The sequence below is a fragment of the Streptomyces iconiensis genome, assembly GCF_028657195.3.
Lineage (GTDB): Bacteria > Actinomycetota > Actinomycetes > Streptomycetales > Streptomycetaceae > Streptomyces > Streptomyces iconiensis.
The window spans coordinates 1-23,823 of record NZ_JANCPR020000014.1 but is presented as its reverse complement, the minus strand read 5'-3'; the positions used below and the strand labels follow the sequence as shown (position 1 = coordinate 23,823).

General features: G+C 70.9%; 23 protein-coding genes. 10 read left to right on the top strand and 13 right to left on the bottom strand.

Annotation, left to right across the window (positions count from 1 at the left end; translation table 11 throughout):
* Window positions 1–23: 23 nt before the first annotated feature.
* From NMN56_RS15900 to NMN56_RS15890, 3 genes are all read right to left on the bottom strand, one after another.
* Window positions 24–956 (bottom strand): 3-oxoacyl-ACP reductase, encoded by a 933-nt coding sequence (locus tag NMN56_RS15900; RefSeq protein ID WP_274039622.1) that lies wholly within the window; start codon window positions 954–956, stop codon window positions 24–26.
* Window positions 957–1,052: 96 nt separating this feature from the next.
* Window positions 1,053–2,129, bottom strand: a complete 1,077-nt coding sequence (locus tag NMN56_RS15895; RefSeq protein WP_274039623.1) for a Zn-dependent alcohol dehydrogenase — start codon at window positions 2,127–2,129, stop codon at window positions 1,053–1,055.
* Between the two features lie 159 nt (window positions 2,130–2,288).
* On the bottom strand, window positions 2,289–3,146 hold the full coding sequence (locus NMN56_RS15890; protein ID WP_274039624.1) for a MaoC/PaaZ C-terminal domain-containing protein: 858 nt from the start codon (window positions 3,144–3,146) through the stop codon (window positions 2,289–2,291).
* 369 nt (window positions 3,147–3,515) lie between these two features.
* Here NMN56_RS15890 and NMN56_RS15885 point away from each other — a divergent pair, with 369 nt between their 5' ends.
* The gene (locus NMN56_RS15885) at window positions 3,516–4,901 is read left to right on the top strand and encodes a sensor histidine kinase (protein ID WP_430542595.1); all 1,386 of its coding nucleotides are present in this window, start codon (window positions 3,516–3,518) and stop codon (window positions 4,899–4,901) included.
* Window positions 4,898–5,503, top strand: a complete 606-nt coding sequence (locus tag NMN56_RS15880; protein ID WP_274039625.1) for a response regulator — start codon at window positions 4,898–4,900, stop codon at window positions 5,501–5,503. Before NMN56_RS15885 ends, NMN56_RS15880 begins: the two co-directional genes overlap by 4 nt.
* 93 nt (window positions 5,504–5,596) lie before the next feature.
* On the opposite strand, the gene NMN56_RS15875 is transcribed toward NMN56_RS15880, so the two are convergent.
* A complete protein-coding gene (locus NMN56_RS15875; protein ID WP_430542594.1) occupies window positions 5,597–7,045 on the bottom strand; it encodes an MFS transporter in 1,449 nt (482 codons plus the stop codon).
* Window positions 7,046–7,274: 229 nt separating this feature from the next.
* On the opposite strand from NMN56_RS15875, the gene NMN56_RS15870 reads away from it, so the two are divergent.
* Window positions 7,275–8,015, top strand: a complete 741-nt coding sequence (locus NMN56_RS15870; RefSeq protein WP_274039627.1) for an FG-GAP repeat domain-containing protein — start codon at window positions 7,275–7,277, stop codon at window positions 8,013–8,015.
* A gap of 179 nt (window positions 8,016–8,194) precedes the next feature.
* A complete protein-coding gene (locus NMN56_RS15865) occupies window positions 8,195–9,403 on the top strand; it encodes an acyltransferase family protein (protein WP_274039628.1) in 1,209 nt (402 codons plus the stop codon).
* Between the two features lie 23 nt (window positions 9,404–9,426).
* Here NMN56_RS15865 and NMN56_RS15860 read toward each other — a convergent pair whose 3' ends face one another.
* The 3 genes from NMN56_RS15860 to NMN56_RS15850 form a co-directional block, all read right to left on the bottom strand.
* Window positions 9,427–9,828 carry a hypothetical protein gene (locus NMN56_RS15860; RefSeq protein ID WP_274039629.1) on the bottom strand — a complete coding sequence of 134 codons (402 nt, stop codon included), beginning with the start codon at window positions 9,826–9,828 and terminating at the stop codon, window positions 9,427–9,429.
* Between the two features lie 168 nt (window positions 9,829–9,996).
* Window positions 9,997–10,215 (bottom strand): DUF397 domain-containing protein, encoded by a 219-nt coding sequence (locus NMN56_RS15855; protein WP_274039630.1) that lies wholly within the window; start codon window positions 10,213–10,215, stop codon window positions 9,997–9,999.
* Window positions 10,212–11,066, bottom strand: a complete 855-nt coding sequence (locus NMN56_RS15850; protein WP_274039631.1) for a helix-turn-helix domain-containing protein — start codon at window positions 11,064–11,066, stop codon at window positions 10,212–10,214. Before NMN56_RS15850 ends, NMN56_RS15855 begins: the two co-directional genes overlap by 4 nt.
* 205 nt (window positions 11,067–11,271) lie before the next feature.
* Here NMN56_RS15850 and NMN56_RS15845 point away from each other — a divergent pair, with 205 nt between their 5' ends.
* The 5 genes from NMN56_RS15845 (at window position 11,272) to NMN56_RS15825 (ending at window position 13,893) form a co-directional block, all read left to right on the top strand.
* On the top strand, window positions 11,272–11,781 hold the full coding sequence (locus NMN56_RS15845; protein ID WP_274039632.1) for an ATP-binding protein: 510 nt from the start codon (window positions 11,272–11,274) through the stop codon (window positions 11,779–11,781).
* Between the two features lie 140 nt (window positions 11,782–11,921).
* Window positions 11,922–12,167, top strand: a complete 246-nt coding sequence (locus NMN56_RS15840; RefSeq protein ID WP_274039633.1) for a hypothetical protein — start codon at window positions 11,922–11,924, stop codon at window positions 12,165–12,167.
* The gene (locus NMN56_RS15835; RefSeq protein WP_274039634.1) at window positions 12,136–12,663 is read left to right on the top strand and encodes a DUF6879 family protein; all 528 of its coding nucleotides are present in this window, start codon (window positions 12,136–12,138) and stop codon (window positions 12,661–12,663) included. Before NMN56_RS15840 ends, NMN56_RS15835 begins: the two co-directional genes overlap by 32 nt.
* A gap of 14 nt (window positions 12,664–12,677) precedes the next feature.
* On the top strand, window positions 12,678–13,526 hold the full coding sequence (locus tag NMN56_RS15830; RefSeq protein WP_274039635.1) for a helix-turn-helix domain-containing protein: 849 nt from the start codon (window positions 12,678–12,680) through the stop codon (window positions 13,524–13,526).
* A gap of 133 nt (window positions 13,527–13,659) precedes the next feature.
* Window positions 13,660–13,893: a hypothetical protein gene (locus NMN56_RS15825; RefSeq protein ID WP_274039636.1), complete on the top strand. Its 234-nt coding sequence runs from the start codon at window positions 13,660–13,662 to the stop codon at window positions 13,891–13,893.
* Between the two features lie 70 nt (window positions 13,894–13,963).
* Here the strand turns inward: NMN56_RS15825 and NMN56_RS15820 are convergent, their stop codons facing one another.
* From NMN56_RS15820 to NMN56_RS15795, 6 genes are all read right to left on the bottom strand, one after another.
* A complete protein-coding gene (locus NMN56_RS15820) occupies window positions 13,964–15,175 on the bottom strand; it encodes a lipid-transfer protein (RefSeq protein ID WP_274039637.1) in 1,212 nt (403 codons plus the stop codon).
* A 131-nt stretch (window positions 15,176–15,306) separates the two neighbouring features.
* Window positions 15,307–17,586, bottom strand: a complete 2,280-nt coding sequence (locus tag NMN56_RS15815; RefSeq protein ID WP_274039638.1) for an acyl-CoA dehydrogenase family protein — start codon at window positions 17,584–17,586, stop codon at window positions 15,307–15,309.
* Between the two features lie 25 nt (window positions 17,587–17,611).
* Complete coding sequence (locus NMN56_RS15810) at window positions 17,612–18,913, bottom strand: hypothetical protein (protein WP_274039639.1); 1,302 nt, start codon at window positions 18,911–18,913, stop codon at window positions 17,612–17,614.
* 122 nt (window positions 18,914–19,035) lie between these two features.
* Window positions 19,036–20,316: a hypothetical protein gene (locus tag NMN56_RS15805; RefSeq protein WP_274039640.1), complete on the bottom strand. Its 1,281-nt coding sequence runs from the start codon at window positions 20,314–20,316 to the stop codon at window positions 19,036–19,038.
* 176 nt (window positions 20,317–20,492) lie between these two features.
* Window positions 20,493–21,638, bottom strand: coding sequence for a hypothetical protein (locus NMN56_RS15800; RefSeq protein WP_280842612.1), 1,146 nt, complete (start codon window positions 21,636–21,638; stop codon window positions 20,493–20,495).
* A gap of 203 nt (window positions 21,639–21,841) precedes the next feature.
* Complete coding sequence (locus NMN56_RS15795; protein ID WP_274039642.1) at window positions 21,842–22,969, bottom strand: hypothetical protein; 1,128 nt, start codon at window positions 22,967–22,969, stop codon at window positions 21,842–21,844.
* Between the two features lie 129 nt (window positions 22,970–23,098).
* Between NMN56_RS15795 and NMN56_RS15790 the strand changes: the two genes are divergently transcribed.
* Window positions 23,099–23,734 carry a class I SAM-dependent methyltransferase gene (locus NMN56_RS15790; RefSeq protein ID WP_274039643.1) on the top strand — a complete coding sequence of 212 codons (636 nt, stop codon included), beginning with the start codon at window positions 23,099–23,101 and terminating at the stop codon, window positions 23,732–23,734.
* Window positions 23,735–23,823: the final 89 nt, after the last annotated feature.

Sequence of the window (23,823 nt, the reverse complement as noted above, 5' to 3'; positions counted from 1 at the left end):
AACCGTTCCGGGGCCGCTCGGCCTCAGTCCTTCTTGAGGCCGAGCACCTCCCCCGCTGCGAACGTCTCGTGCGGGGAAAGCTCGGCGAAGTACGGGGTCAGCTGCTCGTCCAGTTCCTGGAAGGTGAAGACCTCCTTGGACGTGTCGAACTTCGCCGCCACCTTGGGGCGTTCCAGCAGCGCGACCATCCCGCCGTGCACGACCAGCAGCTGCCCGTTGACCTTCGCTGCGGCAGGGGAGGCGAGATAGCCGACCAGCGGTGAGACATGCTCGGGTGCCAGCGGGTCAAGACCCTCCACCGGAACCTCGAAGCCCTGGAAGACGTCCTCGGTCATCCGGGTACGCGCGCGGGGACAGATGACGTTCGCCGTCACCCCGTACTTCGCGAGCGCACCGGCCGTCGAGGTCGTGAGCCCGACGATCCCGCCCTTGGCCGCCGCGTAGTTGGGCTGCCCCGGCGAACCGGCGACGAACGCCTCGGACGAGGTGTTGATGATCCGCCCGTAGACCGGGCCGCCCGCCGCCTTCGACCTCTCCCGCCAGTGCGCCGCGGCGAAGTGGGTGGTGTTGAAGTGGCCCTTGAGGTGGACGCGGATGACAGAGTCCCACTCGTCCTCGGTCATGGAGAACACCATGCGGTCGCGCAGGATGCCCGCGTTGTTGACCACGATCTCCAGCGAGCCGTACGTGTCGAGCGCGAGCTCCACCAGCTCGCCGGCCTGCGTGAAGTCGGCCACATCGCCCTGGTGCGCGACGGCCTGGCCGCCGGCCGCGCGGATCTCGGCTGCGACCTGCTCGGCCGGCGCAGCGGAAGCCTGACCACTGCCATCCCGTCCACTCTGCCCGAAGTCGTTGATGACGACATTCGCGCCCAGCCTGGCCAGTTCCAGCGCCTCGGCGCGACCGAGACCGCGCCCCGCACCGGTGACGACGGCGGTCTTCCCCTGAAGTGACATACGGGTCCTCTCTCCCTAACCCATGAGTGGTGGCACCGGCCCCGGGCGGTGGTCACCAGCCCATGAAGGGTGACCACCTGGCCCGGGGGCGGTGGCTCAGAGCGAGACGCTGGTGCGGAGCGCCTCGCCCGAGCGCATCTGGCCGATCGCCTCGTTGATGTCGGCGAGCGGCACCCGGTGGGTGATGAGCGCTTCGAGGTCGATGCGGCCCGCACGCCACAGCTCCACAGCGCGGTCGTACGAGCGGAGCACGTCCCCGCCGCCGTAGAGGGAGGGGAGGATGCGCTTCTCGTCGAAGAACAGCTCGAACATGTTGAACTGCACCTGGTCGTCCATCGCACCGGCGCCGACCACGCACAGGGTGCCGCCGCGCCGCGTCGTCTCGTAGGCGGTGCGCGTGGTCGCCGACTTGCCCACGACCTCGAAGACGTAGTCGAAGCCCTCGTCGCCGGTCAACCGGCGCTTGGCGTCGGCCAGTTCGTCCGGGGCCACGCCCTCGGTCGCGCCGAAGTTCAGGGCCGCCTCGCGGCGGGAAGCCACCGGGTCGACGGCGACGATCTGCGCGGCGCCGCACGCGCGGGCGCCCTGGATCGCGCTGATCCCGACGCCGCCGCAGCCGATGACGGCGACCGAGGAACCTGCCTCCACCTTCGCGGTGTTGAAGGCCGCGCCGAGTCCCGTGGTGACACCGCAGCCGATCAGCGCGGCGATCTCGAACGGCACATCGTCGGGGATGGGCACGGCGCACGGCGCGTCGAGCACCGCCTCCTCCGCGAACGTACCGGTACCGGCGAAGCCGAAGACCTCACCGGTGGCGCGCTTGAAGTTGGGGGTGCCCGCGTTCATGAACCCGGTGAGGCACAGATGGTTCTGGCCCCTGCGGCACGCGGGACAGTTGTTGCAGGCCGGCAGCCAGCACACCAGCACCCGGTCGCCGGCCTTGACGTGGGTGACGCCCTCCCCCACCTCCAGGACCTCGCCCGCGCCCTCGTGGCCCGGTACGAACGGCGCGGGCTGCGGCAGCACGCCGCTCATCGCGGACAGGTCCGAGTGGCACAGCCCGGTGGCCCGTATCCGCACCCGCACCTTCCCGGGGCCGAACCCGACGGCCTCCACATCGTCGAGCACCTCAAGCTTGTCCTGCCCGGTCTCGTGCAACACGGCTGCGCGCATTGCGGCTCCTTCCAAGAGTTCCGCTGTGCAGGGGAGTTCGCTGTGTACGGGGGTCGCTGTGCGGGGAGTCCCGGCTGCGGCCACTGCTATGTGCGGCTGTGGCTGCGGCGGTTCGGCTGTGTACGACTGCGGCGGTACGGCTGGGGCTGAGGGCTGGGGCTACGTATGGCTGAGGACGCAGTCACCGAGCACCGGCGCCTCGTCCCGTTCGACGGCGTACGCGGCGAACTGGAGCCGCCCGTCCGCCACCCGCCACGCCCGCACCCGCAGCGTCTCCCCGGGGTACACGACTCCGGCGAACCGCGCCGAGTAGGAGGTGACCCCGGTGACCTCGCCGCCGAGCACCTCGTCGACGACGGCCTTCAGCCCCATCCCGTACGAGCACAGGCCGTGCAGGATGGGCCGGTCGAACCCTGCCAGCGCGGCGAATTCGGGGTCGGCGTGCAGCGGGTTCCAGTCGCCGGACAGGCGGTAGAGCAGCGCCTGTTCCGGGCGGATGCGCCGCTCGATGGTGAAGTCGGGTGCGCGGTCCGGGAGTTCGAGGCGCCCCGAGGGGCCGCGCTTGCCGCCGAAACCCCCTTCCCCGCGTACGAAGATCTGGGCCTCGCTGGTCCACAGGGGCCCGTCGCCGTCGGCGACATCGGTGCGCAGGACGAGGACAGCGGCCTTGCCCTTGTCGTAGATGTCGGCGACCCGCGAGGTGGAGGTGGCGCTGCCCTTGACGGGGAGCGCGCGGTGGCTGGTGACGGACTGCGTGCCGTGCAGTACGGCCGCGAGGTCGATGTCGATGCCGGGTGCCGAGAGCCCGCCGACGACACCCATGCCGCCGCCCGCGACGGTGGCGAAGCTGGGCAGGACGTGCAGCTTGCTCTCCAGTACGTAGCGCAGTTCGGCCGGGTCGGTCGGCGGGACTCCGGCGCCGAGCCCCAGGTGGTAGAGCTGGACGTCCTTGTGGTCCCAGGCGATCTCGGCGCTGCGGGGCTCGGCCGCGAGGGCCTTTTCGGGGTCGATGGGCATCGGGGCAGTGCTCCTTGGGTCCTCGGTTCCTCGGGCCTGCGAAGACCCCGGTCCGGCCGTCCGCACCGTCGGTCGGACCGGGGCCGCTCTCGACCGGCCAGGCATCCCGCGAGCGGAAGGACCGACCCCGGAATGAGAACACGTTCTAACCGATCGGGTACCTGTATAACGCAGACCCCCGCACATGGGAACCCCTGACGGCGCGTCAGGCGGGGCGTCGGACGGCGCACCCGTGACATTTGTCAACGCCGACCGACCACATTCACATCTGCCGAGGTCACAGCCCCTCTCCGTAGTGTCGGAAGGCAATGGCGGGCCACGCCGGCGGTGCACACGTACCGTCGCGCTGACGAGGGAGGAGCGGCCAGGATGGCGACGAGGACGACGACGCGGGCGGCAAGGACGGCACGGGAAGCCGAGGAGAGCGCCGTGTGCGGGCACGGCAGCGACGACGAGCCGCAGGTGTGGGAGGTGCGGGACAGGGGACCCGGCAGATTCACCTTTCTGCCCTGGCTGCTCATGGGCATCGGCGCCATCTCCCACCTCATCCAGGGCAGGACCGGCAATCCGTGGATCGGCGGCGCGGCCCTCCTCGCCTTCAACTCCCTCTACATCGGTGTCGTCTTCGCCTCCTTCGACCCCCGCCGCCGGGACTCCCGCGTCCCTCTGTACGAGCTGGCCGCGCTCACCGCCGTGACCTACGCCGTCGCCATCGGCTACGGCGACGCCTGGACGATGTTCTTCCCGCTGCTCTCGCTCGCCTCCGGCACGGTGCGCAAGCTCAAGGGCAAGGCGCTCGTCGCCTGGCTGGTCGTCCTCAGCGTGTCGGCCGGCCTGGTCACGGGCATGCGCGGGGACGGCCTGGACCCGTGGAGCCTCGCCTATGGAACGTTCATCTCCGGCATGGTCACCGCAACGGTGCTCAGCCTCTTCGACACCGTGCGCAAGCTGGACGCCACCCGCCAGGAGCTGGCCCGCACGGCGGTGGAGCGGGAGCGGCTGCGCTTCTCCCGTGACCTGCACGACCTTCTCGGGCACACCCTGTCGGTCATCGTCGTCAAGGCCGAAGCCGTGCGGCGGCTCGCCGAGCGTGACCAGCGGGAGGCGGCGCTCGCGCAGGCCGCCGACATCGAGGCCGTCGGCCGCCAGGCGCTCACCGAGATCCGCGAGGCCGTCACCGGATACCGCGAGGGAAGCCTGAGTACCGAACTCGACCGCGCGTGCTCCGTGCTGGAGGCCGCCGGAATCCTGCCGGTCGTACGGCAGTCGGGGCCGCCGCTGCCCCCGCAGGCAGAGGCGCTGCTCGGCTGGGTCGTCCGCGAGAGCGTCACGAACACGGTCCGGCACAGCGGCGCCGCACGCTGCGACATCGAGGTGCGGGGCGCCGAGGACCGCGTACGGCTGACCGTCACGGATGACGGCCACGGGCCCGGTACGGCCCCTGCCGTGGGGTCGGACACGGGGTCGGACACGGGGTCGGTCGCCGGGCCGGATACCCGGCCGGACGCTGGGCTGGACACCCGGCCGGACGGGAGCGGGCCTGACGGGAGTGGGCCTGAGAGCATGCGTGGGCGGGCCCGGGCCGGGACAGGACTCAAGGGGCTGGCCGAGCGGTTGAGTGCGGCGGGTGGCGCGCTGGACCACGGGCCCGACGGGCGGCGCGGGTTCCGTGTCGTGGCCGAACTCCCCGTGGACACGGGGGACTCGATGCGGACCGACCAGGAGAGGGCCGACCAGGAGAGGGCCGAGCGGTGATCAAGCTCCTGTTGGCGGAGGACCAGGGCATGATGCGCGGGGCGCTGGCCCTCCTGCTCGGCCTGGAGGAGGACATGGAGGTCGTCGCGCAGGTCGCGACCGGCGACGCGATCGTCCCCTCCGCGCTGGAAACGGGCCCCGACATCGCGCTCCTGGACATCGAACTGCCGGGCCGCAGCGGCCTGGACGCCGCGGCCGAACTGCGCGAACGGCTCCCCTCGTGCGCCGTTCTCATCCTCACCACCTTCGGCCGCCCCGGCTATCTGCGCCGCGCCATGGAGGCGGGCGCCTCCGGTTTCCTCGTCAAGGACGGCCCCGTGGAGGAACTGGCAGCCGCCGTACGGCGCGTGCTCGCGGGCGAGCGCGTCATCGACCCGGCACTGGCGGCTGCCGCGCTCAGCGCGGGGCCCAACCCGCTGACGGCGCGCGAACGCGACGTGCTGTCGGCCGCCGCCGACGGCTCGACCGTCGCGGACATCGCCGGCAGGCTCCACCTCTCCCCCGCCACCGTGCGCAACTACTTGTCGGCCGCCATCGGCAAGACCGGCACCCGTAACCGCATGGAGGCCGTCGGCGCAGCCCGCCGGAACGGCTGGCTGTAACGGCGGCCGGACGTACGTGAGAGGTTGCACGAGGCGGGTCGTACGCGAGGGCCCGTACGCCTTGTCAGGCGACCGGCGACCGACGGCCCCGGGTCAGGTGGGGCCCTGGCGGGATGTGCGCGGCAGGACGAAGAACATGAAGACCACGCAGGCCGCGAGGATCACGGCGCCGGTGGAGAACGCCAGCCCGTAGCCGGAGGCCAGCGACTCCGGCGTCTCCTCGCCGCCGATGCGGGCAGCGGCGACGGTGGAGAGCACGGCGAGGCCCAGGGCGCCGCCCATCGTGCGCCCGGTGCCGAACAGGCCCGACAGCAGCCCCGCTTCGCTGGGGTCCTTCGTCGCCGTCGCGATCGTCGCGAGCGGCGTCGCTGCCAGCCCGGCGCCGAGCGCCATCAGGATGCCGGGGCCCAGGATCGTCGTCACATAGCCGCCCTCACCGTGCATTCCCGAGCCCTGCCACACATAGCCGATCGCGGCGAGGGCCGAGCCCGCCACCGCGATGTGTCTGTCGCCGATCCGCGCCATCAGATACGGGGCGATCTTGGAACCGACGACGATGCTGAGCGACTGCGGTACGAGCGCGATGCCCGCCTGGAGCGGCGTGTAGTCGAGCACGTTCTGGGTGTAGAGCGACAGGAAGTACCACATGGAGAACATCGCCAGCCCGTTGATGAAGATGGCGACGTTCGCGGCCGAGACCGCGCGGCTGCGGAAGAGCCGCAGCGGCACCAGCGGTTCGCTCGCACGTGCCTCCACCGCGACGAACAGCCCCAGCAGCACGAGCCCGGCGGCCAGCGGGCCCAGCGCGCCCGGTGCCGTCCAGCCCGCTGCCTCCGTCTGCCCGATCCCGTACGCCACCGCGACCAGCCCGGTCGTCACCAGGAGCGCGCCCGGGGTGTCCAGCCTGCGCGCCTTCGCCGAACGGCTCTCGACCAGCCACATCGCGGCGGCGACCAGCACCAGGGCCCCCACGGGAACGTTGATGAGCAGCACCCAGCGCCACGACAGCGTGTCCGTCAGCACGCCGCCCACAAGGCCACCGGCCGCGCCGCCGCCCGCGCCGACCGCCGACCATGTCGCGACCGCCCTCGTACGCGCCGCGCCCTCCGGGACCGACGTCGTCAGGATCGTCAGCGTCGCGGGCGCGAGTATCGCGGCGCCGACCCCTTGCAGCGCCCGCGCCGCCAGCAGCTGCCACGGCTCCTGCGCGAGACCGCCCACGAGGCTCGCCGCCGTGAACAGCGCGAGCCCCAGCAGGAACACGCGCTTGCGCCCGAACAGGTCCGCTGCCCGGCCGCCCAGCAGCATCAGCCCGGCGAACGTCAGCGTGTACGCGTTCACCACCCACTGGAGCCCCGAACCGCTCAGCGCGAGATCGGCGCGCATCGACGGCAGCGCGACGTTCACCACGGACACATCGAGCACGACGAGGAACTGCCCGGCACACGCCGCGAGGACTACCGCCCACAGGCGCGGAGGGGGCGAAGCTGTGTCATCGCTCGATATGCCGGTGTCGGCGGAAGTCTGTGCCATACCGCCCATGTTCGCACCGGCGCACCACAGGACCCGTCGATTTTCCCGCCACCGGGCTCTGGGCCCCCTGGCCTGCGTGCCTCTGGTCTGCGGGCCCTTGGTCTGCGGGCCCCTGGCCTCCCACCGCTCCTGGCCTCCGGCCCGTATGTCACGGCCCCGTAACACGGTGCTCCGGCCGTGAACTCCCTTGGCCACAACGGCATCTCACCTCCCAGCGACAACGAAAGGGAGTTCGTAGATGCTTCGTACACGTTCGCGTCTGATCGCCGCACCGCTCGCGGCTGCCGCACTGACACTGACCGTCGCCGGTTACGCAGGCGCAGCCGACTCGTCGTCCTCGGGCAGCACGGGGAAGTCCTCCGCCTCCACGGCGTCGGCTCCGTGCCTGGCCGACGCGACGACGCTGATCGGTGACCTCGACGGCGACGGCAACCCGGACAAGATCAGCAATCCCGGGCACACCGGCACCAAGATGACGGTCCAGTGGGGCACGGCCGACGGTACGTTCGGCAAGAAGAACGCCGTCAGGGACCTCATCGGCGCGAAGAAGGGTGAGGACGCGTCCGCGGCGGTCGCCGACTTCCAGAACGACGGCACCCTGGACATCGTCGTCAACATCGTCAAGCAGGCCGACGGTGACGACCCCTCGTCGGCGCGCCTCTCGGAGTACCGTCCCGGCCCGGTCAGCCGTAAGGACCTCACCTCCCCCGACGGCGTGCACTCCGACATCGGCGACCGCGGCGAGGTACGGGAACTCTCGATCGCCCAGTACAACGGCGACGAGTACCCCGACCTCGCGGTACTCAACAACTCCGGTGACGGACAGATGGACCGGGACCCGCGCCTGTCGAAGCCGGGCGGCGGCCTGGAGGGCTACGACTACGACGCGTACCTGAAGTACGGCGAGTTCGGGACCTGGTCCGAGCCGCCGGCCATGCCCAAGGACGGCTGGAGCCAGTTCTACAAGTCCTGCTCCTGAGCTGAACCCGCCGGGCGCCACCCGTGTTCCCCGTGACACGGGCGGCGCCCGGTGACGGTCCTCCCACCGGGCCGGGCCCGGCAGGAGGGCCGGTGGGAGGGGCCCGGCCCAGGCCGCGTACCCGGGTTTGTGGCTGGAATCTGTGTTCGTATCCGGGAAAGGCGGTTACGGTGCCGGGGATGCTGAGTCCTGGTTATGAGCGCGCGCCGCTCCCCCCGCTTCGTGAAACACCCGTCGAGACGGTGCACGACACCCGTGCGGAGGCGGAGAAGAAGCCGAGCGGAAAGAACGATCGCGATCCGTTCCTGGACAACGCGAAGTACCTGACGATCGTGCTCGTCGCGATCGGGCACGCCTGGGCGCCGTTCGCGGGCAACTCGCGTACGACGGGCGCGCTCTACATGCTGGTCTACGCCTTCCACATGCCCGCGTTCATCGTCATCTCCGGCTATCTCTCCCGGAGCTTCGACGGCAGGCCGCGCCAGATCTCCCGCCTGGTCACGGGCGTACTCGTGCCGTACGTGATCTTCCAGACGGCCTATACGCTCTTCATGCGGGCCGTCGACAACCCGGACCGCGAGTTCTACTACCAGAAACCAGGGTTCGCCCTGTGGTTCCTCGTCGCCCTGTTCCTCTGGCGGCTGACGACGCCGATGTGGAAGAACCTGCGGTGGCCGGTCTCCGTCTCGCTGGTCATCGCCATCGCCGCCAGCGTCACGCCGAGCATCGGTGGCGACCTGGGGCTGATGCGGGTGGTGCAGTTCCTGCCGTTCTTCGTGCTGGGGCTCCAACTGCGCCCCGAACACTTCCGGTTCCTCCAGAGCCGGCCCTCCCGCCGCGTCGCCCTGCCGGTCGCCGCCTGCGCCGCGCTGCTCGCGTACTGGGCGGTGCCCAGAATGTCCTCCGCGTGGTTCGGGCACGCCGCTTCTGTGCAGCAGATGGGAGTTCCGGCGTGGAAGGGCGCGGTGGTGAACCTCGCGCTGTTCGGCTGCTCGCTGGTACTGACAGCCTGTTTCCTCGCCTGGGTGCCCCGGCGCCGTCTGTGGTTCACCGCGCTCGGAGCCGGCACGCTCTACGCGTACCTGCTGCACGTCTACCCGATCCGGCTCGCCCGGGTGAACGAGTGGTACGACATGAGCTGGGTCGGCCATCCCCTCGGCCGCGTCACCGTCACGATCCTCGCGGCGGTCATGATGACCCTGCTGTGCACCGCGCCCGTGCGCCGGGTCTTCCGTGGCCTCATGGAACCGAAGATGGCGTGGTTCTTCCGCCCCGACCCCGCCGCCGCGGCCCGCGCCCGCGAGCACACCCCGACGCCGGACCGCGACCCCTCGGCGCAGCGGCGCGACTCCTCAGCACAGCCGCGCGACTCCTCCGCGCACCGCTAGGCGGACCGGCCGTGACGGCCGGCTTACGTGCCGGGAACCCGGTGCGGGTGCGGTGCCCCCGCTGTGCCGACAGGAACGCCGGGATCACGGAGCCAGACCCGTTGACCCCGCGCCGTGACGCTCAGGCCGAATGCAGACGCTTCTGGGGCGCCGGCCTCGCGGTACAGGCCCCAGAGCTTCTCCAGCTCTTCCCAGAGTGCGCGCGGGCCGTACTCCCATACGTGGCCACTGCCGTCGGCCTGAGCGGCAGAACCCCGCCCGTCGTCCACCCACGCGTGGTAGGAGCCACCCCGGCGTTTCCCCGCCAGGCGCACGCCAGGCAGGTGCGCGTAGGCGTAAAGCGCGAAGCCGAGGTTCGCCACGTGCCCTTGTGCTGTCAGCCGATCCAGCAGAGCGGCATGACGCGTACGCCAATCCCGCGTCATCCGTCGTCCCCGTTGTCGGGCTGCTGAGGACCGCTGCCGTCCGGCGTGGGCTCCGGCGGCTCGTACGGCTTGTCGGACGGCTCTCCCCGGTGCTTCGTCCCCCATGCTCCACAGAGCCATCGGCTACCTCCTCGCGGTCCTTATACCCGGCGAGGAGAGCGAACCGGCCTACGCGCCCAGGTCCCCCGCCCGCGCCCCACCGAGGAACGCCCGCCACGCGGGCCCCGCCACCACAAGTGCGGGCCCACCCAGCGCTTTGGAGTCCCGCACGGCGGTGCCCCCACCGGGGAGTTGCGCGACCTCCACGCAGTTGTTGTTGCCGCCGCTGAAGCTCGACCGGGTCCATGTCGCGGCCGACAAGGAGGCAGCAGGGATGTGCGTGCTCACTGGAGTTCATCCTTCAGTTGGCGGATCAGATGGAGGGACGCATCGAGAGACAGGGCGTCGGCGACAATGCGCTGAAATGCCGCCGCATACCGGTCTACCTCGTGCTGCTCCTCCATGTACAGAGCGTTGGTCAGGTTCTCGACCAGCACAACGTCCATGTCATGCCGTTCCGGAAACCCCAAGATCGCGAAAGCGCCGCTGCGTCCGGGATGCGGACCGGCCGCCTGCGGCATCACCTGGATCGTGACGTTGGGCAGAGCGGAAAGATCCAGCATCCGTCGCAGTTGATCGGACATCACACGTGCGCCGCCGGTGGTCCTTGTCCGCAGGGCTCCTTCATCCACGACGGCCCAGACCTCCAGAGGCTTCGGGCGGGTCAGCACCGCTTGGCGTGCTTGCCGCACTTCCGCAAGCCTGTCGACCTCCGCCGAGGTCTCCGTCATGTTGATCCCGGCGATGATGTCGCGTGCGTACGCGGCTGTCTGGAACAAGCCTGGGACCAGACCGCATTCATAGGTCCGCATCACTGTGGCATCGGACTCCAGGCTGATGAAATCCGTGTACGCGGAGGTCAGCACGTCTGAGTACGTCTGCCACCAGCCGCGCCGATTCCCGTTGCGCGCGAGCGCGACCAGCGCACGCCGCTTTGGCTCATCGTGCATCCCGTACAGGTCGAGCAGAGACTGCACGTCGCCGGGCCGCGCCGCTGAACGACCGGTCTCGATCCTGGACACCTTGGCGTTGTGCCACCCAAACTGCTTCGCCACGTGGTCTGTGGTGAGTCTCTGCTGTTCGCGCAGCCTTCGAAGCTCGGCCCCAAGTCGCCGTCGACGAACCGTTGGCGCTCCCATTGATGCCACCTCTTTCTCGTGAAACCTAGCTTGCCGATTGCGCCGCCTGTCGGGGCTCGATCGTGGCTATGCACACCCCGCAGGAGCGAACGATAGCGATGTGATGCAGAACTGCGCAGGGAACTTGCAGATCTGCACAACTCATCGGCATGCTGGGCGTTGTCACGCAGTGCGATCACGCACTCGCAGAGCGATTGGTGATGCCATGGGGAACGCAGAAGCGACCTCCAGCTCTCAACCCCCCTCGCCTGACCACGAGTTCACGATGCATTTCCCCGCATCCCCCCAAGGCGCAAGCCTGGCCCGGCGGCTCGCCGCTTCGCGGCTGAGGGAGTGGGGGTACAGCACCGACGTACCCGCGCTGCTCATCGGGGAGCTGGTCGCCAACGCGGTCGAGCACTGTCACTCCCCGGAGGGGCAGTTCAGGTTGCGGGTGACCGCGACCGCCGCGCTGCTCATCGAGGTGTCGGACGTGTGCGGCACGCACCTCCCCGCGCTCCAACAGCCGTCCGAGGACGCCGAGTCGGGGCGCGGGATACTGCTCGTGGACGTGCTGGCCGGCGAGTGGGGCACGCGAGTCGACGCGGCTCCCCGCGAGGGGAAGGACGCGGCTCCTCGCGAGGGAAAGACGGTGTGGTGCACCTGTGCGCTCTCGGCTGCGCCGTACGGCACGGCGCCGGAACGACGCGTCAGGGACGGCAATCAAGGAGGATGACCGCAGGCGATCCCGGGACTGGGGAACGCCATCCCCCAGTGCGGGGCAGGGCCTCATCGCCAGCGCTCTGTTGACGCCGACCCCCCAGGGGGCGACGGTCGACGCAATGACTCGCAACTGGCTGGACGGAAGGAAGGAACATGTCCCTAGTCTTCTTCGGCAAGGACCCGGACACCGACGGTGATGAGTGCCCCACGGTGTGGGTCGACGACAAAAACGCCGACTTGGTGTTCCAAGGGTGGAAGGCCGACGGCGCGACAGAGGCGGACTGCCTACGGGTCGGGCACATCCCTGAGTCGGAGGCAGTGATCAGGTTCCCGGCGCGCATGGTGCCGCTTGTGAGGAAGGCATGCGATGCCGCAGAAGCACGTTCCGAGCTTCGCTGAGATGATGGCCGACTGCCAACGGTCGGCCGTACACCTGGAGTTGCGCGACGCGTACGGGATCGCGTCGGAGGCGGCGGAGTTCGCGGCGTGGCAGCAAGGCGACGACAGGAGTCGCTACGACCGGCACGGGCGGCGTAAGGCGTGGCTGGACCAGGTCCGCGAAGCCACCGGGCGCGGAGTCGGCATGCGCCGCGTACGTGTCGTGTCCGAGCCTCTGTCCGAGTACATGCGCTTCTCACACGCGGGTACTGCCCTGAACATCGAGGCCGGAGAGCACATCCGCTGGCTGCCCCGTCGGCTGGCCTCTGACATCCCGTTCCCCGGGAACTGCTTCTGGGTCTTTGACGACCGGGTGGTGCGCTTCAACCACTTCACCGGCGAGGGGGCGTCCGCCGGGCCGGAGGTCCGCACCGAACCGCACGTCGTCAAACTGTGCACGACGGCGTTCGAGGAGGCATGGGGCCGTGCGGTGCCCCACGAGAACTACGAGGTCTGAGCGCAAGAACGAGCATGCCGGATTCCCCCTCGTCCAGCGCGCAAGCGGCCCGCGAAGCACTCGCCGCCCGCCTGCGGGAATTGCGTCTGGACGCGGGCCTGGCCGGCCGGGACGTCGCGGCTGCGTGCGGCTGGCATCCCGCCAAGGTCTCCCGCATCGAGCACGCGAAATCGACGCCGTCGGACGACGACCTGCGGGCCTGGTGTGGCGCCTGCGGCGCCGGAGAGCAGTCGGACGACCTCATTGCTGAAAGTCGCACAGCGGAGTCCATGTATGTCCAGTGGCGCAGGCTCCAGCGCACGGGCCTGCGTCGGCTCCAGGAGTCTTACGTACCGCTGTACGAGCGCACCAGGCACTTCCGCGTGTACTCCTCGCGCGTGGTGCCTGGCGTGCTCCAGACGGAGGACTACGCGCGAGCGCTCCTGTCCACGATCGCACAGTTCCGGCACGTACCGGACGATGCCGACAGGGCGGCGACTGCGCGCGTGGCCCGATCACAAATCGTTTACGAAGGTCGGCACACCTTCGGCCTGCTGCTCGAAGAGGACGTCCTGTACTACCAGTACGGCGACACTGCGGCCATGTATGCCCAACTGGGCCACCTCCTGGCCGTGATGCAACTGGCTTCTGTCTCCGTCGGCGTCATCCCCCGCACAGCACGACGCAGCATGTGGGGCCAGGAGACCTTCACGATGTTCGACGATGCGCGGGTACACGTGGAGCTGCTGACCGCCAAGGTGACAGTGACTCAACCGAGCGAGGTTGCGGCCTACGCACGGGCGTTCCGGGCCCTGTCCGAGATGGCGGTATACGGGGCGGCGGCTCGGGCCCTCATCACCGAGGCGATCAACTCCTTGGAGTGACTGCCGCGCGCTGCTCGCCAAGACGCGTGCCTCCCTCGTGTGGTTCGCGCGCAATCGCGCGCAACGGCCTGCGAGTTCGTGAACCGACGTTCCTAGCGTGGTCCTCATCCGGACTCAGGAGGAGGAGTGGGCCGTGAAGACGTATGGGCAATCGCCGTTGGAAACCCCGTCGTTGTTCACCCGCGAACCGGTGGGCCACCCCGGGTGCGACGTGTGCGGGGCGCTGGTCGAGCAGCGCGAGAACGCGCGGGGTCGGGACGACATGTCGCGGGTGAGCGACTGTAACGTCGAGATCCGGCGGCACCCGCACCAGGAAAGGCCCGGCGGGCCGGTCCCGCCCGGTGCCGCGCACCGTACGGCCCCTTGAACTCCGCCCCGTGGGGTCGGCCTCCCCGCCCATGCGTCTACCCCGAGGCGCGTGGGCGGGAGCCCCCCGTTCAGCGCCGCAGCATCGTCACCACCGCCGCGCCGCCCAGCCCGATGTTGTGGGCGAGAGCGACGCGGGCGCCCTCGACCTGGCGCGGGCCCGCGTCACCCCGGAGCTGCCAGGTGAGTTCGGCGCACTGGGCCAGGCCCGTCGCGCCGAGGGGGTGGCCCTTGGAGATGAGGCCGCCGGAGGGGTTGACGACCCAGTCGCCGCCGTAGGTGGTGGCGCCGGACTCCACGAGCTTGCCCGAGGCGCCCTCCGCGCACATGCCGAGGGCCTCGTAGGTGAGGAGTTCGTTGATGGAGAAGCAGTCGTGCAGTTCGATGACGTCGACGTCCTCGATGCCGAGCCCGGACTGCTCGTAGACCTGGGTGGCGGCTGCGCGGGACATCGGCTGTCCTACGACGTCGATGCACGAGCCGGAGTCGAAGGACGCCGCGGTGTCGGTGGTCATGGCCTGGCCGGCGATCTCGACAGCCTTGTCCTGGAGGCCGTGTTCGCGGACGAAGCGTTCGGAGGCGATGACGGCGGCGGCCGAACCGTCGGAGGTCGGGGAGCACTGGAGCTTGGTGAGCGGGTCGTGGATGGTCTTGGCCGCGAGGATCTCCTCGCGGGTGTAGACGTCCTGGAACTGCGCGTAGGGGTTGTTCGCCGAGTGCCGGTGGTTCTTCTCGCCGACGGTGGCGAGCTGTACCGGCGTGGTGTCGTAACGCTCCATGTGTTCGCGCGCCGCGTTGCCGAAGATCTGCGCCGTGGGCGGCGTCATCTCGAAGCCGTGCCGTTCCGCCATGATCCCGTAGTGGCGGGCCACCGGCGAGGTCTTGAAGTCACCGCCGTCCGAACCCGCGCCCAGCGCCCCTTTCTTCATCTTCTCGAAACCGAGCGCGAGCACGCAGTCGTTGAGCCCCGACGCGACGAACTGACGGGCCATCATGAGGGCGGTGGAGGCGGTGGCGCAGTTGTTGTTGACGTTGTAGACGGGGATGCCGGTGAGGCCGAGTTCGTAGACGGCACGCTGGGCCGCCGTCGACGCCTGGTAGCAGTAGCCGACGGGCGCCTGTTCGACGAGGTCGTAGGGGATTCCGGCGTCGGCGAGCGCGTTGCCGCCCGCTTCCCTGGCCATGTCCCAGTACTGCCAGTCGCGGGACTCGGGCTTCTCGAACTTCGTCATCCCGACACCGACGATGTACGCCTTGCCGGGGCCGGATGCGTTGCCGTCCATGGTCTCTCCCGTGAGGGGGTGGGGTCCGTCGGATGAGGGGCCGCCTCGGACGAGTTGGCCACTTCGGATGAGGGGACGCGTCGGATGGAGGGACGCGTCGGATGGGGGGCCGCTTCAGATGAGGGGGCGCTTCAGATGAGGGGGCGGGGTTCCGGGTCGCGGGGCAGGCCGAGGAGGCGTTCCGCGACGACGTTGAGCTGGACCTGCGTGGTGCCGCCCGCGATGGTCAGGCAGCGGGACATGAGGAAGCCGTGCACGGCACGCTCTCCTGGCCCCTCGCGCAACGCTCCGCGCGTACCGAGGAGTTCGAGCGCGAGTTCGGCCAACTTCTGCTGGTGCGGGGTCTGTACGAGCTTGCGCACGCTGGCGCCGGCGCCCGGGTCCAGGCCCTCGACACGCTGGAGGGTGGTACGCAGCCCGATGCAGGCGAGGGCGTGCGCCTCGGCCGCGAGCGCGCCGATCCGTTCCTGGACCGTGCCGTCCACCGCGTCGAGGCGTTCGATGAGCGCCTGGAGCCCCGTACTGAAGGTGACCTGGTCGGCCATGTGGACACGCTCGTTGCCGAGGGTGTGCCTGGCGACCTTCCAGCCGTCGTTCACCTCGCCCACGACGGCGTCGGCAGGGAGCAGGACGTCGTCGAAGTAGACCTCGTTGAACAGGGAGTCGCCGGTGATCTCCTTGAGGGGGCGCACCTCGACGCCGGGGGTGTTCTTCATGTCGACCAGGAAGAAGGTGAGCCCCTGGTGCTTGGGCGCTCCGGGGTCGGTACGGGCGAGGAGGATGCCCCAGTCCGACCACTGCGCCGCCGAGGTCCACACCTTCTGCCCGTTGACGCGCCAGCCGCCGTCGTCGGTACGTTCGGCCCGGGTACGGAGGGAGGCCAGGTCGGAGCCCGCCTCGGGCTCCGAGAAGAGCTGGCACCACATGACCTCACCGCGCAGGGTCGGCCCGAGATGGCGGTCGCGCTGCGCCTCGGTACCGTAGGCGATGAGTGAGGGTACGACCCAGGTGGCGATGCCCAGGTCGCTCACCGTCACCCCGGCGTCCTTCAACTCCTGCTGGACGGCGAGCTGTTGCACGGGCCCTGCGCCCAGCCCGTACGGCTCCGGCAGGTGCGGCGCCGCGTACCCGGTCGGTGCGAGGGCACGGCGTACGGCACCGGGGTCCAAGCCGCGTACGCCCGCGATCACCTCGCGTGCCGCCGTACGGTACGGCTCCGCCTCGGCCGGCAGCTCCATGCGCAGCTCACGGCGGGCCCCTCCGGCGGCGAGCCGCGCCGCGCGCAGGCGGTGTGCGGCCCCGGTACCGAGGAGCTGGCGTGCGACCAGGGCGCGGCGCAGATACAGGTGCGCGTCGTGCTCCCAGGTGAAGCCGATGCCGCCGAGGATCTGCACACAGTCCTTGGCACAGGTGTACGCGGCCTCCAGCGCCACCGACGCCGCGAGCGCCGCGGTGAGCCCCCGCGCCGTGCCGACGCCCTCGCCCGGGGTGTCCGGCGCCCCCGCGCCTTCCTCCGCCGCCCCCGCATCCGCGGCCGGCGTTCCCGCGCCTTCCTCCGCCGCGCGGGCCGCGTCCCAGGTGAGGGCGCGGGCCTGTTCGAGGCGTACGAGCATGTCGGCGCACAGGTGCTTGATCGCCTGGAACTGGCCGATGGGGCGCCCGAACTGCTCGCGCGTCTTGGCGTGTTCGGTCGCGGTCTCCAGCGCCCACGCGGCCACGCCGCACGCCTCGGCGGAGTACAGGACGCGCGCGAGGTCGCGGACGAGGAGCGCCTCGATGTCCAGCAGCCGTCCGCCGGGCACGGTCACACCGTCGGCGGTGACCTCGGCCGTCGGCCGCAACGGGTCCGCGCTCTCGTGCGCGCGCACAGCGAGGGTCGCGGCGTCGACGGCCAGCCACACGGTGCCCGTCGCCGTCTCGGCCGCGAGCACGAGCAGATCGGCCTGCGCGCCGCCGAGTACGGGCGGAGCCGCGCCGTCCAGTACGTGTCCGCCGCCCTCGACCTCGACAGCGGTGAGGGTCCCCGCGTCCAGCGCGACGGCGCCCACGCGTTCACCGGTGGCGAGCGCACGCGTCAGTCCGGGGTCGCCCGTACCCGCGTGCAGCAGCGCGGCGGCGAGGGTGTGCGGCAGGTAGGGGCCGGGGAGCGCCGCCCTGCCCGTCTCCTCCAGCACGACGGCGAGGTCGGGCAGCGAACCGCCGCCCCCGCCGGCCGCCTCGGGCATGTGCAGCCCGCACAGACCCAGCTCGGCCAGCCCGGCCCAGTACGCGGGCCGCCCCTCGCCGGGACCGCCGTCCCCGGAGGACGCCTCCAGGTGTTTGCGCAACTCGTCGGGCGGCACGGCACGCGCCGCCCATCCTCGTACGGACTCGGCCAACTCCCGCTGTTCCTGCGTGATCCCGATCCCCATGCGGGGCAGAGTAGAACACGTTCCACTACGAAGGAAGGCGTGGCACCTTCACGTCGACCTCACCGCAACCGATGCGCTTCGCCTCGGACTTGACGTACGAGGGCAGTACGGCGAGCGCCGCCGACTCGTCGCCGAAGCCCTCCTCCTGCGCCACGAAGGCGACCTGGCCCGTCTGGCAGGTGGCCGTATACACGGTGAGGTCTCCGGAGAAGCCGCCCGAACCCGTCCCCTTGAGGCGCACGGCCGGGTGCCTGAGCATCTCGGAGAAGACCCACGCGAGGCCCTGGTCCTCCACGGTCATCAGCCGTAGCTCGCCCAGCTCGTCATCCTTCCGCCCCACGTCGCACGAACGCACTCCGGCGGACGCGGGGGCACCCGCCTTCGCACCGGGGCCGTTCGCCTGCGCACCGGACTCCTCCGCCTCCGCACCGGGCGTGACCCGCGTGGACAACGCGTGCCGGTCGGCGCCGAAGCCCCGCCGTGTCGCCCGTACGCCCTTCACTCCGCACAGCTCTTCGGGGCCCGCCTCATCCTTGACTTCCGGCAGCGAGGAAGCGGGCATCTTGTCGGGCTCCGGGTACCGTCCCTCGCACCCGTACTTGTCCAGCACACCGTTGGCGAGGTGAACGAGAGCGCGGGCCAACGCGTCGCGGTACCGCCGGGCCTCGGCCCGCTCCTCCCCGCGCGGCTCGGCGGGGCCGGAGGAGAGGGTGACCACCGTGGGCGGGTCACCCTCGCGTGGCATTCCTTGACAGCTCGCGGGCAGCACCGCCCAGGCGCGGGACGAGGACACCATTCCGGTGATCTCGCCTCGCAGCGGTGCCATACGCGAGGAGAGGAACTCCCTGGACCACTGGCGCGCGTCCCAGCCGTCGGTCGTGGACAACTTCCTTACGTTCGCGGTGACTTCCCACTCAAGGTTGTCGTTCTTGAACCGCTGAATCCTGCACTGGGGGCTGCCGTTGTGCGCGCTGCCCGAAAGAGCGCGCAAGGGCAGCTCCTGGTCGCGGATCTCGCCGTCCGAGACCAGTCCGCTCACCACATCGGGCGAGAGGCTGCCCCAGCACATGTCCTTCGCCGTGGACGACAGTTCGCCCGAGCGCCACACCATGACGCCCGTACCGAGCAGCGCACCGACCAGCACGCCGACCACGGCGACGGCCGGCTTCCCCCGGACCATCCGACGCCAGCGGCCAGGAGGCGCGGGCTCCGGCACGGCGGCCTCCCCGTCCCCCGCCTCCGGCTCCTCGGGGGCGGCCGGCTCCTTCGGCCCGGTGGACACGTCAGGGCCCTGGGGCTCTCCGTCAGCTCCCGTTCCCTGCGGCATGTCGCCACTCCCCCTGGATGTCTCGCTGGATGTCTCGCTTGATGTGCTGCTGGATGTGCGGCCGGGCCCGTCACTGGGCGGAACGCTGGGCGTTTCACCGGAGCTGTCGCTGGACGTATCGCTCATGTGCTGGGTGCCACCGCCGGGCAATCGACGCGCTCCGCAACGGAGTTGACGGCGCGGGCGAACACGCGTCGGCTGTCCGGAGTCGCCTTCTTCTCCAGGCGGTCGTCGAGTTGCAGGAAGAAGACGGTGGGCCGGCCCCGGCACTCGGCGGTGACCAGGCCGTTCCCGCCATCGATCCGCCCCTTGCCACGCCACCCCTTGCCGGGCGCCGCCTCACCCGACAAGCCGGTGAAGAGCGCGGTGAACCGAGGCCGCGAGGTCATCACGAACTGCCCGGCAGGCACGGGGGCCCGTACGCTTTCCTGGTCTTCGATCGAGCACGTCTGAAGGTCCTTCTCGACCGCGCCCACGGTCACGTTGTAGTGGTCCTCCCGGCCTGCGGCGAGGCGCAGGCCGGGAACGCGGCAGGTCGAATCGCCCATGTAGAACGTGTCGTCACGCTCCGAACCCCGCAGGGGGACCGTGACCCGGGACGGTTTCCCCGCGTCGCAGCCCGCCTTCGCCCGTGCCGTGTTCGCCAGGGACAGCAGCAGGTCGGCAACGTCCTGTTCACCTCCGATGGACGGCATGTCCCCTGCCCCTCGTACGGTGACGACGCTCGGCAGACCCCCGCTGTCGCACTCCCGTGGCAGCACGAGCATCCCCCGGTCCTTCCCCACCACGCCTGGCAGGCCCTCGGGCAGCGGCGCAGCCCGCGCGTCGAGGAACTCCATGAGCCAGGCCCGCCGTTGGGCTGCCCCACGCGGCACAGGCCCGAACTCGGCGTTCACCCTCTTGTATTCCGCGGTCTCCTCGGTGCTTCCCGAGGACTCTCCGTCACTCCGGGAGTCACCCTCGTCCAAGCCCTCATCGGAGCCGTCGTCAGAGCCGTCACCTGAGCCAACGTCGGAGCCGTCGTCCAAACCGCCGTCGGAGCCACCGGGGTCGGAACCACCGGGCTCGTCGTCGGAGCCGTCGCGCTCCACCGTGGTGGTGAGCCGTACCGAACACGTGGCCCGTTCACCGTGCGCCGGGGGCGCCGACTCCTTGCCGGAGCGCGCGAAGGTGTCGCCGTCGGTGATCGCGTCGCCGAGCACTTCGGGATCGCTGCCCTCCTGCCAGGCGCCCCAGCAGAAGCTGCGCTTCGTGGACGACCAGGCGCCGCTCGACACCTTCGTCACCAGCGTCGCGGCACCCAGCACGACGAGGGCCAACAGCAGAACGAGCGCCGTGCGGTGCCGTGTCGTCCGCGCGATGTCCTTCTCGGGCTCCCCGTCCGGCCCCACACTCTCCGCCACTACACTCCCTCTCCCCCTGTCCCCGCCCGGCGTCATGAGCAGGAGCCAAGGAGGTTACCTGCCGCGTACGGGCGTTCGGACAGCAAGGGAGCACACGGCCCGGAACGCGGGGAAGACGCGGGAATACGCAGGAAGACGCAGTACATGAGGCCGGACAGCGCGCCACAGGCCGCCCGCTACGAAGGAAGGCGTGGCACCTTCACGTCGACCTCACCGCAACCGATGCGCTTCGCCTCGGACTTGACGTACGAGGGCAGTACGGCGAGGCCCAGCGAGCGGTGGTCCCGTGCCGCCGCTCCCGTCTTCCCGCCGGTACCCTCCTCGGCGTCCTTCTCGTACGCCACGAACGTGACCTGCCCGGTCTGGCACTTCGCCGAGTAGACGCTCAGGCCACCGGCGTGAGCGCCCTCGCCGTCACCGCCGAGGGGTTCGGCGTGGTCTCCGAGCGCCGAGGAGACGACGCGGGCCAGTTCGGGGTCGGCCACGGTGGTGAGCCGGAGCCTTTGCAGGCCGATGGGCCGCCCGACGTCGCACGAGCGGATGCCGCCCGGTGTCGGCCCGGCGGAACTCGTGCCCGGCGTGGTGCGGACCGCCGTCGTGTCGTCGTCGCGGGCCCACTCCGGCAGCCGTACGCCCGGGAGGCCGCACAGCCGGTCGGCGTCCAGGTCCTTCGCCGCCTGGCCCTCCGGGGGCCTGGGAAGCTTCGGCGGGTCGGCGTACCGGCCCTCGCAGCCGTACCGCTCCATGACCCCGTCGGCCAGCCGCACGACCGCGCGGGACATCGCGTCGAGGCCGCGCCGCGCGTCGACGTCGTTCTGGAAGTCGGGATCGGCCTTGTCCGAGGCGAGGCTGACCACCCGCAACGGCGGCTTCTCGCCCGGCTCGTACGACCGCTCCTGGCAGCTCGCGGGGAGCGCGGCCCAGGCGCGGGTGGAGGATGCCATCCCTGGTGTCCCGCCACCGAGCGGCGTCATACGGGAGGAGAGGTACTCCCTCGTCCAGTTCCACGCCTGCGCGCCCTTCAGCTCGCCCAGCGTCCGCACCGAGGCCGTGACCTCGGACTCCAACTCGTCGGCCCCGAACGCCTGGATGCTGCACTCGGTGTGCATCGGGTCCTCCGTCGCCCGGCGCAGCGGCAGCTCGGTGCTGCGGACGTCCGTGTTCGTGAACAGCGCGCCCGCGACATCGGGTGAGAGGGAGCTCCAGCACACGTCCCTCTGCACGAACGGCAGTTCGCCGGAACGCCAGGCCATGAGGCCCGTACCGAGCAGCGCGCCCACCAGCACGCCGACGACCGCCGTGCCCCGCCTGCCCCGGACCATCCGGCGCAACCGACCTGGCGCCCCGGGCCCGGCGGCCCCCACACCGGGGGGCTCCACGCCGGGGGCTTCTGCCCCGGTGACCTCTGCCCCGGTGGCATCCCGTCCGGTGGCATTCCGTCCGGTGGCATTCGGTCCGGTGGCCTCGGACTCCTCCGGCATCCCGGCTGCTCCCTTCCTCGGTCCGTCGTCCGACTCCCGCGCGCTCATGCGCGCGGTCTCACGTTCTGGCAGTCGAGGCGTTCGGCGACGGAGTCGACGGTGCGTGCGAACACGCGTCGGCTGTCCGGAGTCGCCTTCTTCTCCAGGCGGTCGTCGAGTTGCAGGAAGAAGACGGTGCGCCTGCCACCGCACTCGCCCTCGACCAGCCCGTCCCGGCCCCGCATGCCGGCGAAGAGTGCCGCCAGCCGCGGCCGGGACGTCATCACGAACTGCCCCGAGGACACCAGGTCACCGTGCTTGTCGGTACGGCCCTCGACCGAGCACGTCTGCAACCGGCCGTCCACCGCGCCCACATGGGCGCCGTACCGGCCCTCCGGGACGGCGGCGAACCGCATCCCCGGGATGCGGCACAACCCCGCGTCCCCTTCTTCCCGCCCCATGCCGCTCTGCCCTTCCGGGCCTGAAGCACGCACGGGAGCCGTGATCCGCGACGGCTTGCCCTGCGCACAGCCCGCCTTCTCGCGGGCCGTGCGCACCAGGGACATCAGCAGTCCGGCGACCTCCGGCTCGCTGCCGAGTTCGTCGTCCTCGCCGGCGGGGCGCACCGTGGCAACGGTCGGCAGGCCGCCGCTGTCGCACTCCCGTGGCAGCACGAACATGCCCCGGTCCCTGCCCACCACGCCGGGAAGCCCCTCCGGCAGCGGCGCCGCGCTCCCGTGCAGGAATGCGGCCAGCCACGCGCTGCGCCGCTCCCCCGCCGCCCGAGGCGGTGGCCCGACATGGGCAACCACCCGCTTGTACTCCAGCGGCGGCGTCTTCCCGCCGTCCGCCGGCATGTCGGCCGCGTCCGTACTGTCGCTCCCGGGGTCGACCAGCGCCAGGACGCATGTGGCCTGCCGGCCGCGTTCCGGCGGCGCCGACTCCCGTTTGCTCACTCGCCGGTAGTCGTCTCCGAGCGCATCGGGACCGCTGCCCTCCTGCCACGCGCCCCAGCAGTAACGCCGCGGTTCGAAGGGCCAGTTTTCCGTCACCCTGGCCCCCAGGAGCGCGCCCCCGAGAACCGCCAGGACCAGCAGTACGAGGCACACCGTGCGGCGCCGCCTCGGCCTGGGCGCGCGGCTCTCACCACAGGACGGCTCGTTCGCCCCCACACCCTCCGGTACTGCGGTCATTCCGGCCTCTCCCCTTGCCTGCTCCGTCACCTTCACGGAGGTCCGAGGAGGGTACCTGCCGGGTACGCGTGTTCGGAGAGTAGGGCAGCATGGCGGAGCCCCGTACCCGTGTGAGGACAGAGGAACCCGATGAGCAGCCAGGACCCCCGGCCCGAGATACGCGCCGCCTTCGAGGCGGCGAAGGGGTTCATGCCCCTGGAGGAGGGCCTCGCGCTGTACGCGGCGGCCACCGAGGCCGCCACGCTGGGGCTGCCGCTGCTGGAGGTCGGCACGTACTGCGGCCGGTCCACGATCCTGCTCGCCGACGCCGCACGCCGTGCCGGGGTGACCGCGCTCACCCTCGACCACCACCGCGGCAGCGAGGAGCAGCAGCCCGGCTGGGAGTACCACGACGCGTCCCTCGTCGACCCCGGAACGGGCCGCATGGACACGCTGCCCACCTTCCGCCGTACGCTCCACGCGGCCGGACTGGAGGAGTACGTCGTCGCCCTGGTCGGCCGCTCGCCCCAGGTCGCCGCGCTCTGGAACACCCCGTTGTCCCTCGTCTTCATCGACGGCGGCCACACGGAGGAGCACGCGGCGGCGGACTACGAGGGCTGGACCCCGCACCTCGCGCCCGGCGGCCTCCTCCTCATCCACGACGTCTTCCCCGACCCCGCCGACGGAGGCCAGGCCCCCCACCACATCCACCAACGCGCCCTGGCCTCCGGCACGTTCACCGAACTCCCCCCAACGAAGTCCCTCCGGATCCTCCGCCACCACTGACACCGTTGACCGGCACCAGTACGCCCCCCTCACCCCATCGCAGCAACGCCCAACCACACCCCCGCCCACACCCCCCCCCACTCCAGGGC

Excerpts from the sequence above, each read along its gene's own strand:
- NMN56_RS15795 (WP_274039642.1), bottom strand. The coding sequence starts at position 22,969 with ATGACCGCAGTACCGGAGGGTGTGGGGGCGAACGAGCCGTCCTGTGGT.
- NMN56_RS15870 (WP_274039627.1), top strand. The coding sequence starts at position 7,275 with ATGCTTCGTACACGTTCGCGTCTGATCGCCGCACCGCTCGCGGCTGCC.
- NMN56_RS15885 (WP_430542595.1), top strand. The coding sequence starts at position 3,516 with ATGGCGACGAGGACGACGACGCGGGCGGCAAGGACGGCACGGGAAGCC.
- NMN56_RS15810 (WP_274039639.1), bottom strand. The coding sequence starts at position 18,913 with ATGCCGCAGGGAACGGGAGCTGACGGAGAGCCCCAGGGCCCTGACGTG.
- NMN56_RS15845 (WP_274039632.1), top strand. The coding sequence starts at position 11,272 with ATGGGGAACGCAGAAGCGACCTCCAGCTCTCAACCCCCCTCGCCTGAC.
- NMN56_RS15865 (WP_274039628.1), top strand. The coding sequence starts at position 8,195 with ATGCTGAGTCCTGGTTATGAGCGCGCGCCGCTCCCCCCGCTTCGTGAA.
- NMN56_RS15820 (WP_274039637.1), bottom strand. The coding sequence starts at position 15,175 with ATGGACGGCAACGCATCCGGCCCCGGCAAGGCGTACATCGTCGGTGTC.
- NMN56_RS15850 (WP_274039631.1), bottom strand. The coding sequence starts at position 11,066 with ATGGGAGCGCCAACGGTTCGTCGACGGCGACTTGGGGCCGAGCTTCGA.
- NMN56_RS15890 (WP_274039624.1), bottom strand. The coding sequence starts at position 3,146 with ATGCCCATCGACCCCGAAAAGGCCCTCGCGGCCGAGCCCCGCAGCGCC.
- NMN56_RS15815 (WP_274039638.1), bottom strand. The coding sequence starts at position 17,586 with ATGGGGATCGGGATCACGCAGGAACAGCGGGAGTTGGCCGAGTCCGTA.
- NMN56_RS15860 (WP_274039629.1), bottom strand. The coding sequence starts at position 9,828 with ATGACGCGGGATTGGCGTACGCGTCATGCCGCTCTGCTGGATCGGCTG.
- NMN56_RS15900 (WP_274039622.1), bottom strand. The coding sequence starts at position 956 with ATGTCACTTCAGGGGAAGACCGCCGTCGTCACCGGTGCGGGGCGCGGT.
- NMN56_RS15895 (WP_274039623.1), bottom strand. The coding sequence starts at position 2,129 with ATGCGCGCAGCCGTGTTGCACGAGACCGGGCAGGACAAGCTTGAGGTG.
- NMN56_RS15790 (WP_274039643.1), top strand. The coding sequence starts at position 23,099 with ATGAGCAGCCAGGACCCCCGGCCCGAGATACGCGCCGCCTTCGAGGCG.
- NMN56_RS15835 (WP_274039634.1), top strand. The coding sequence starts at position 12,136 with ATGCCGCAGAAGCACGTTCCGAGCTTCGCTGAGATGATGGCCGACTGC.
- NMN56_RS15875 (WP_430542594.1), bottom strand. The coding sequence starts at position 7,045 with ATGGGCGGTATGGCACAGACTTCCGCCGACACCGGCATATCGAGCGAT.
- NMN56_RS15800 (WP_280842612.1), bottom strand. The coding sequence starts at position 21,638 with ATGGTCCGGGGCAGGCGGGGCACGGCGGTCGTCGGCGTGCTGGTGGGC.
- NMN56_RS15830 (WP_274039635.1), top strand. The coding sequence starts at position 12,678 with ATGCCGGATTCCCCCTCGTCCAGCGCGCAAGCGGCCCGCGAAGCACTC.
- NMN56_RS15840 (WP_274039633.1), top strand. The coding sequence starts at position 11,922 with ATGTCCCTAGTCTTCTTCGGCAAGGACCCGGACACCGACGGTGATGAG.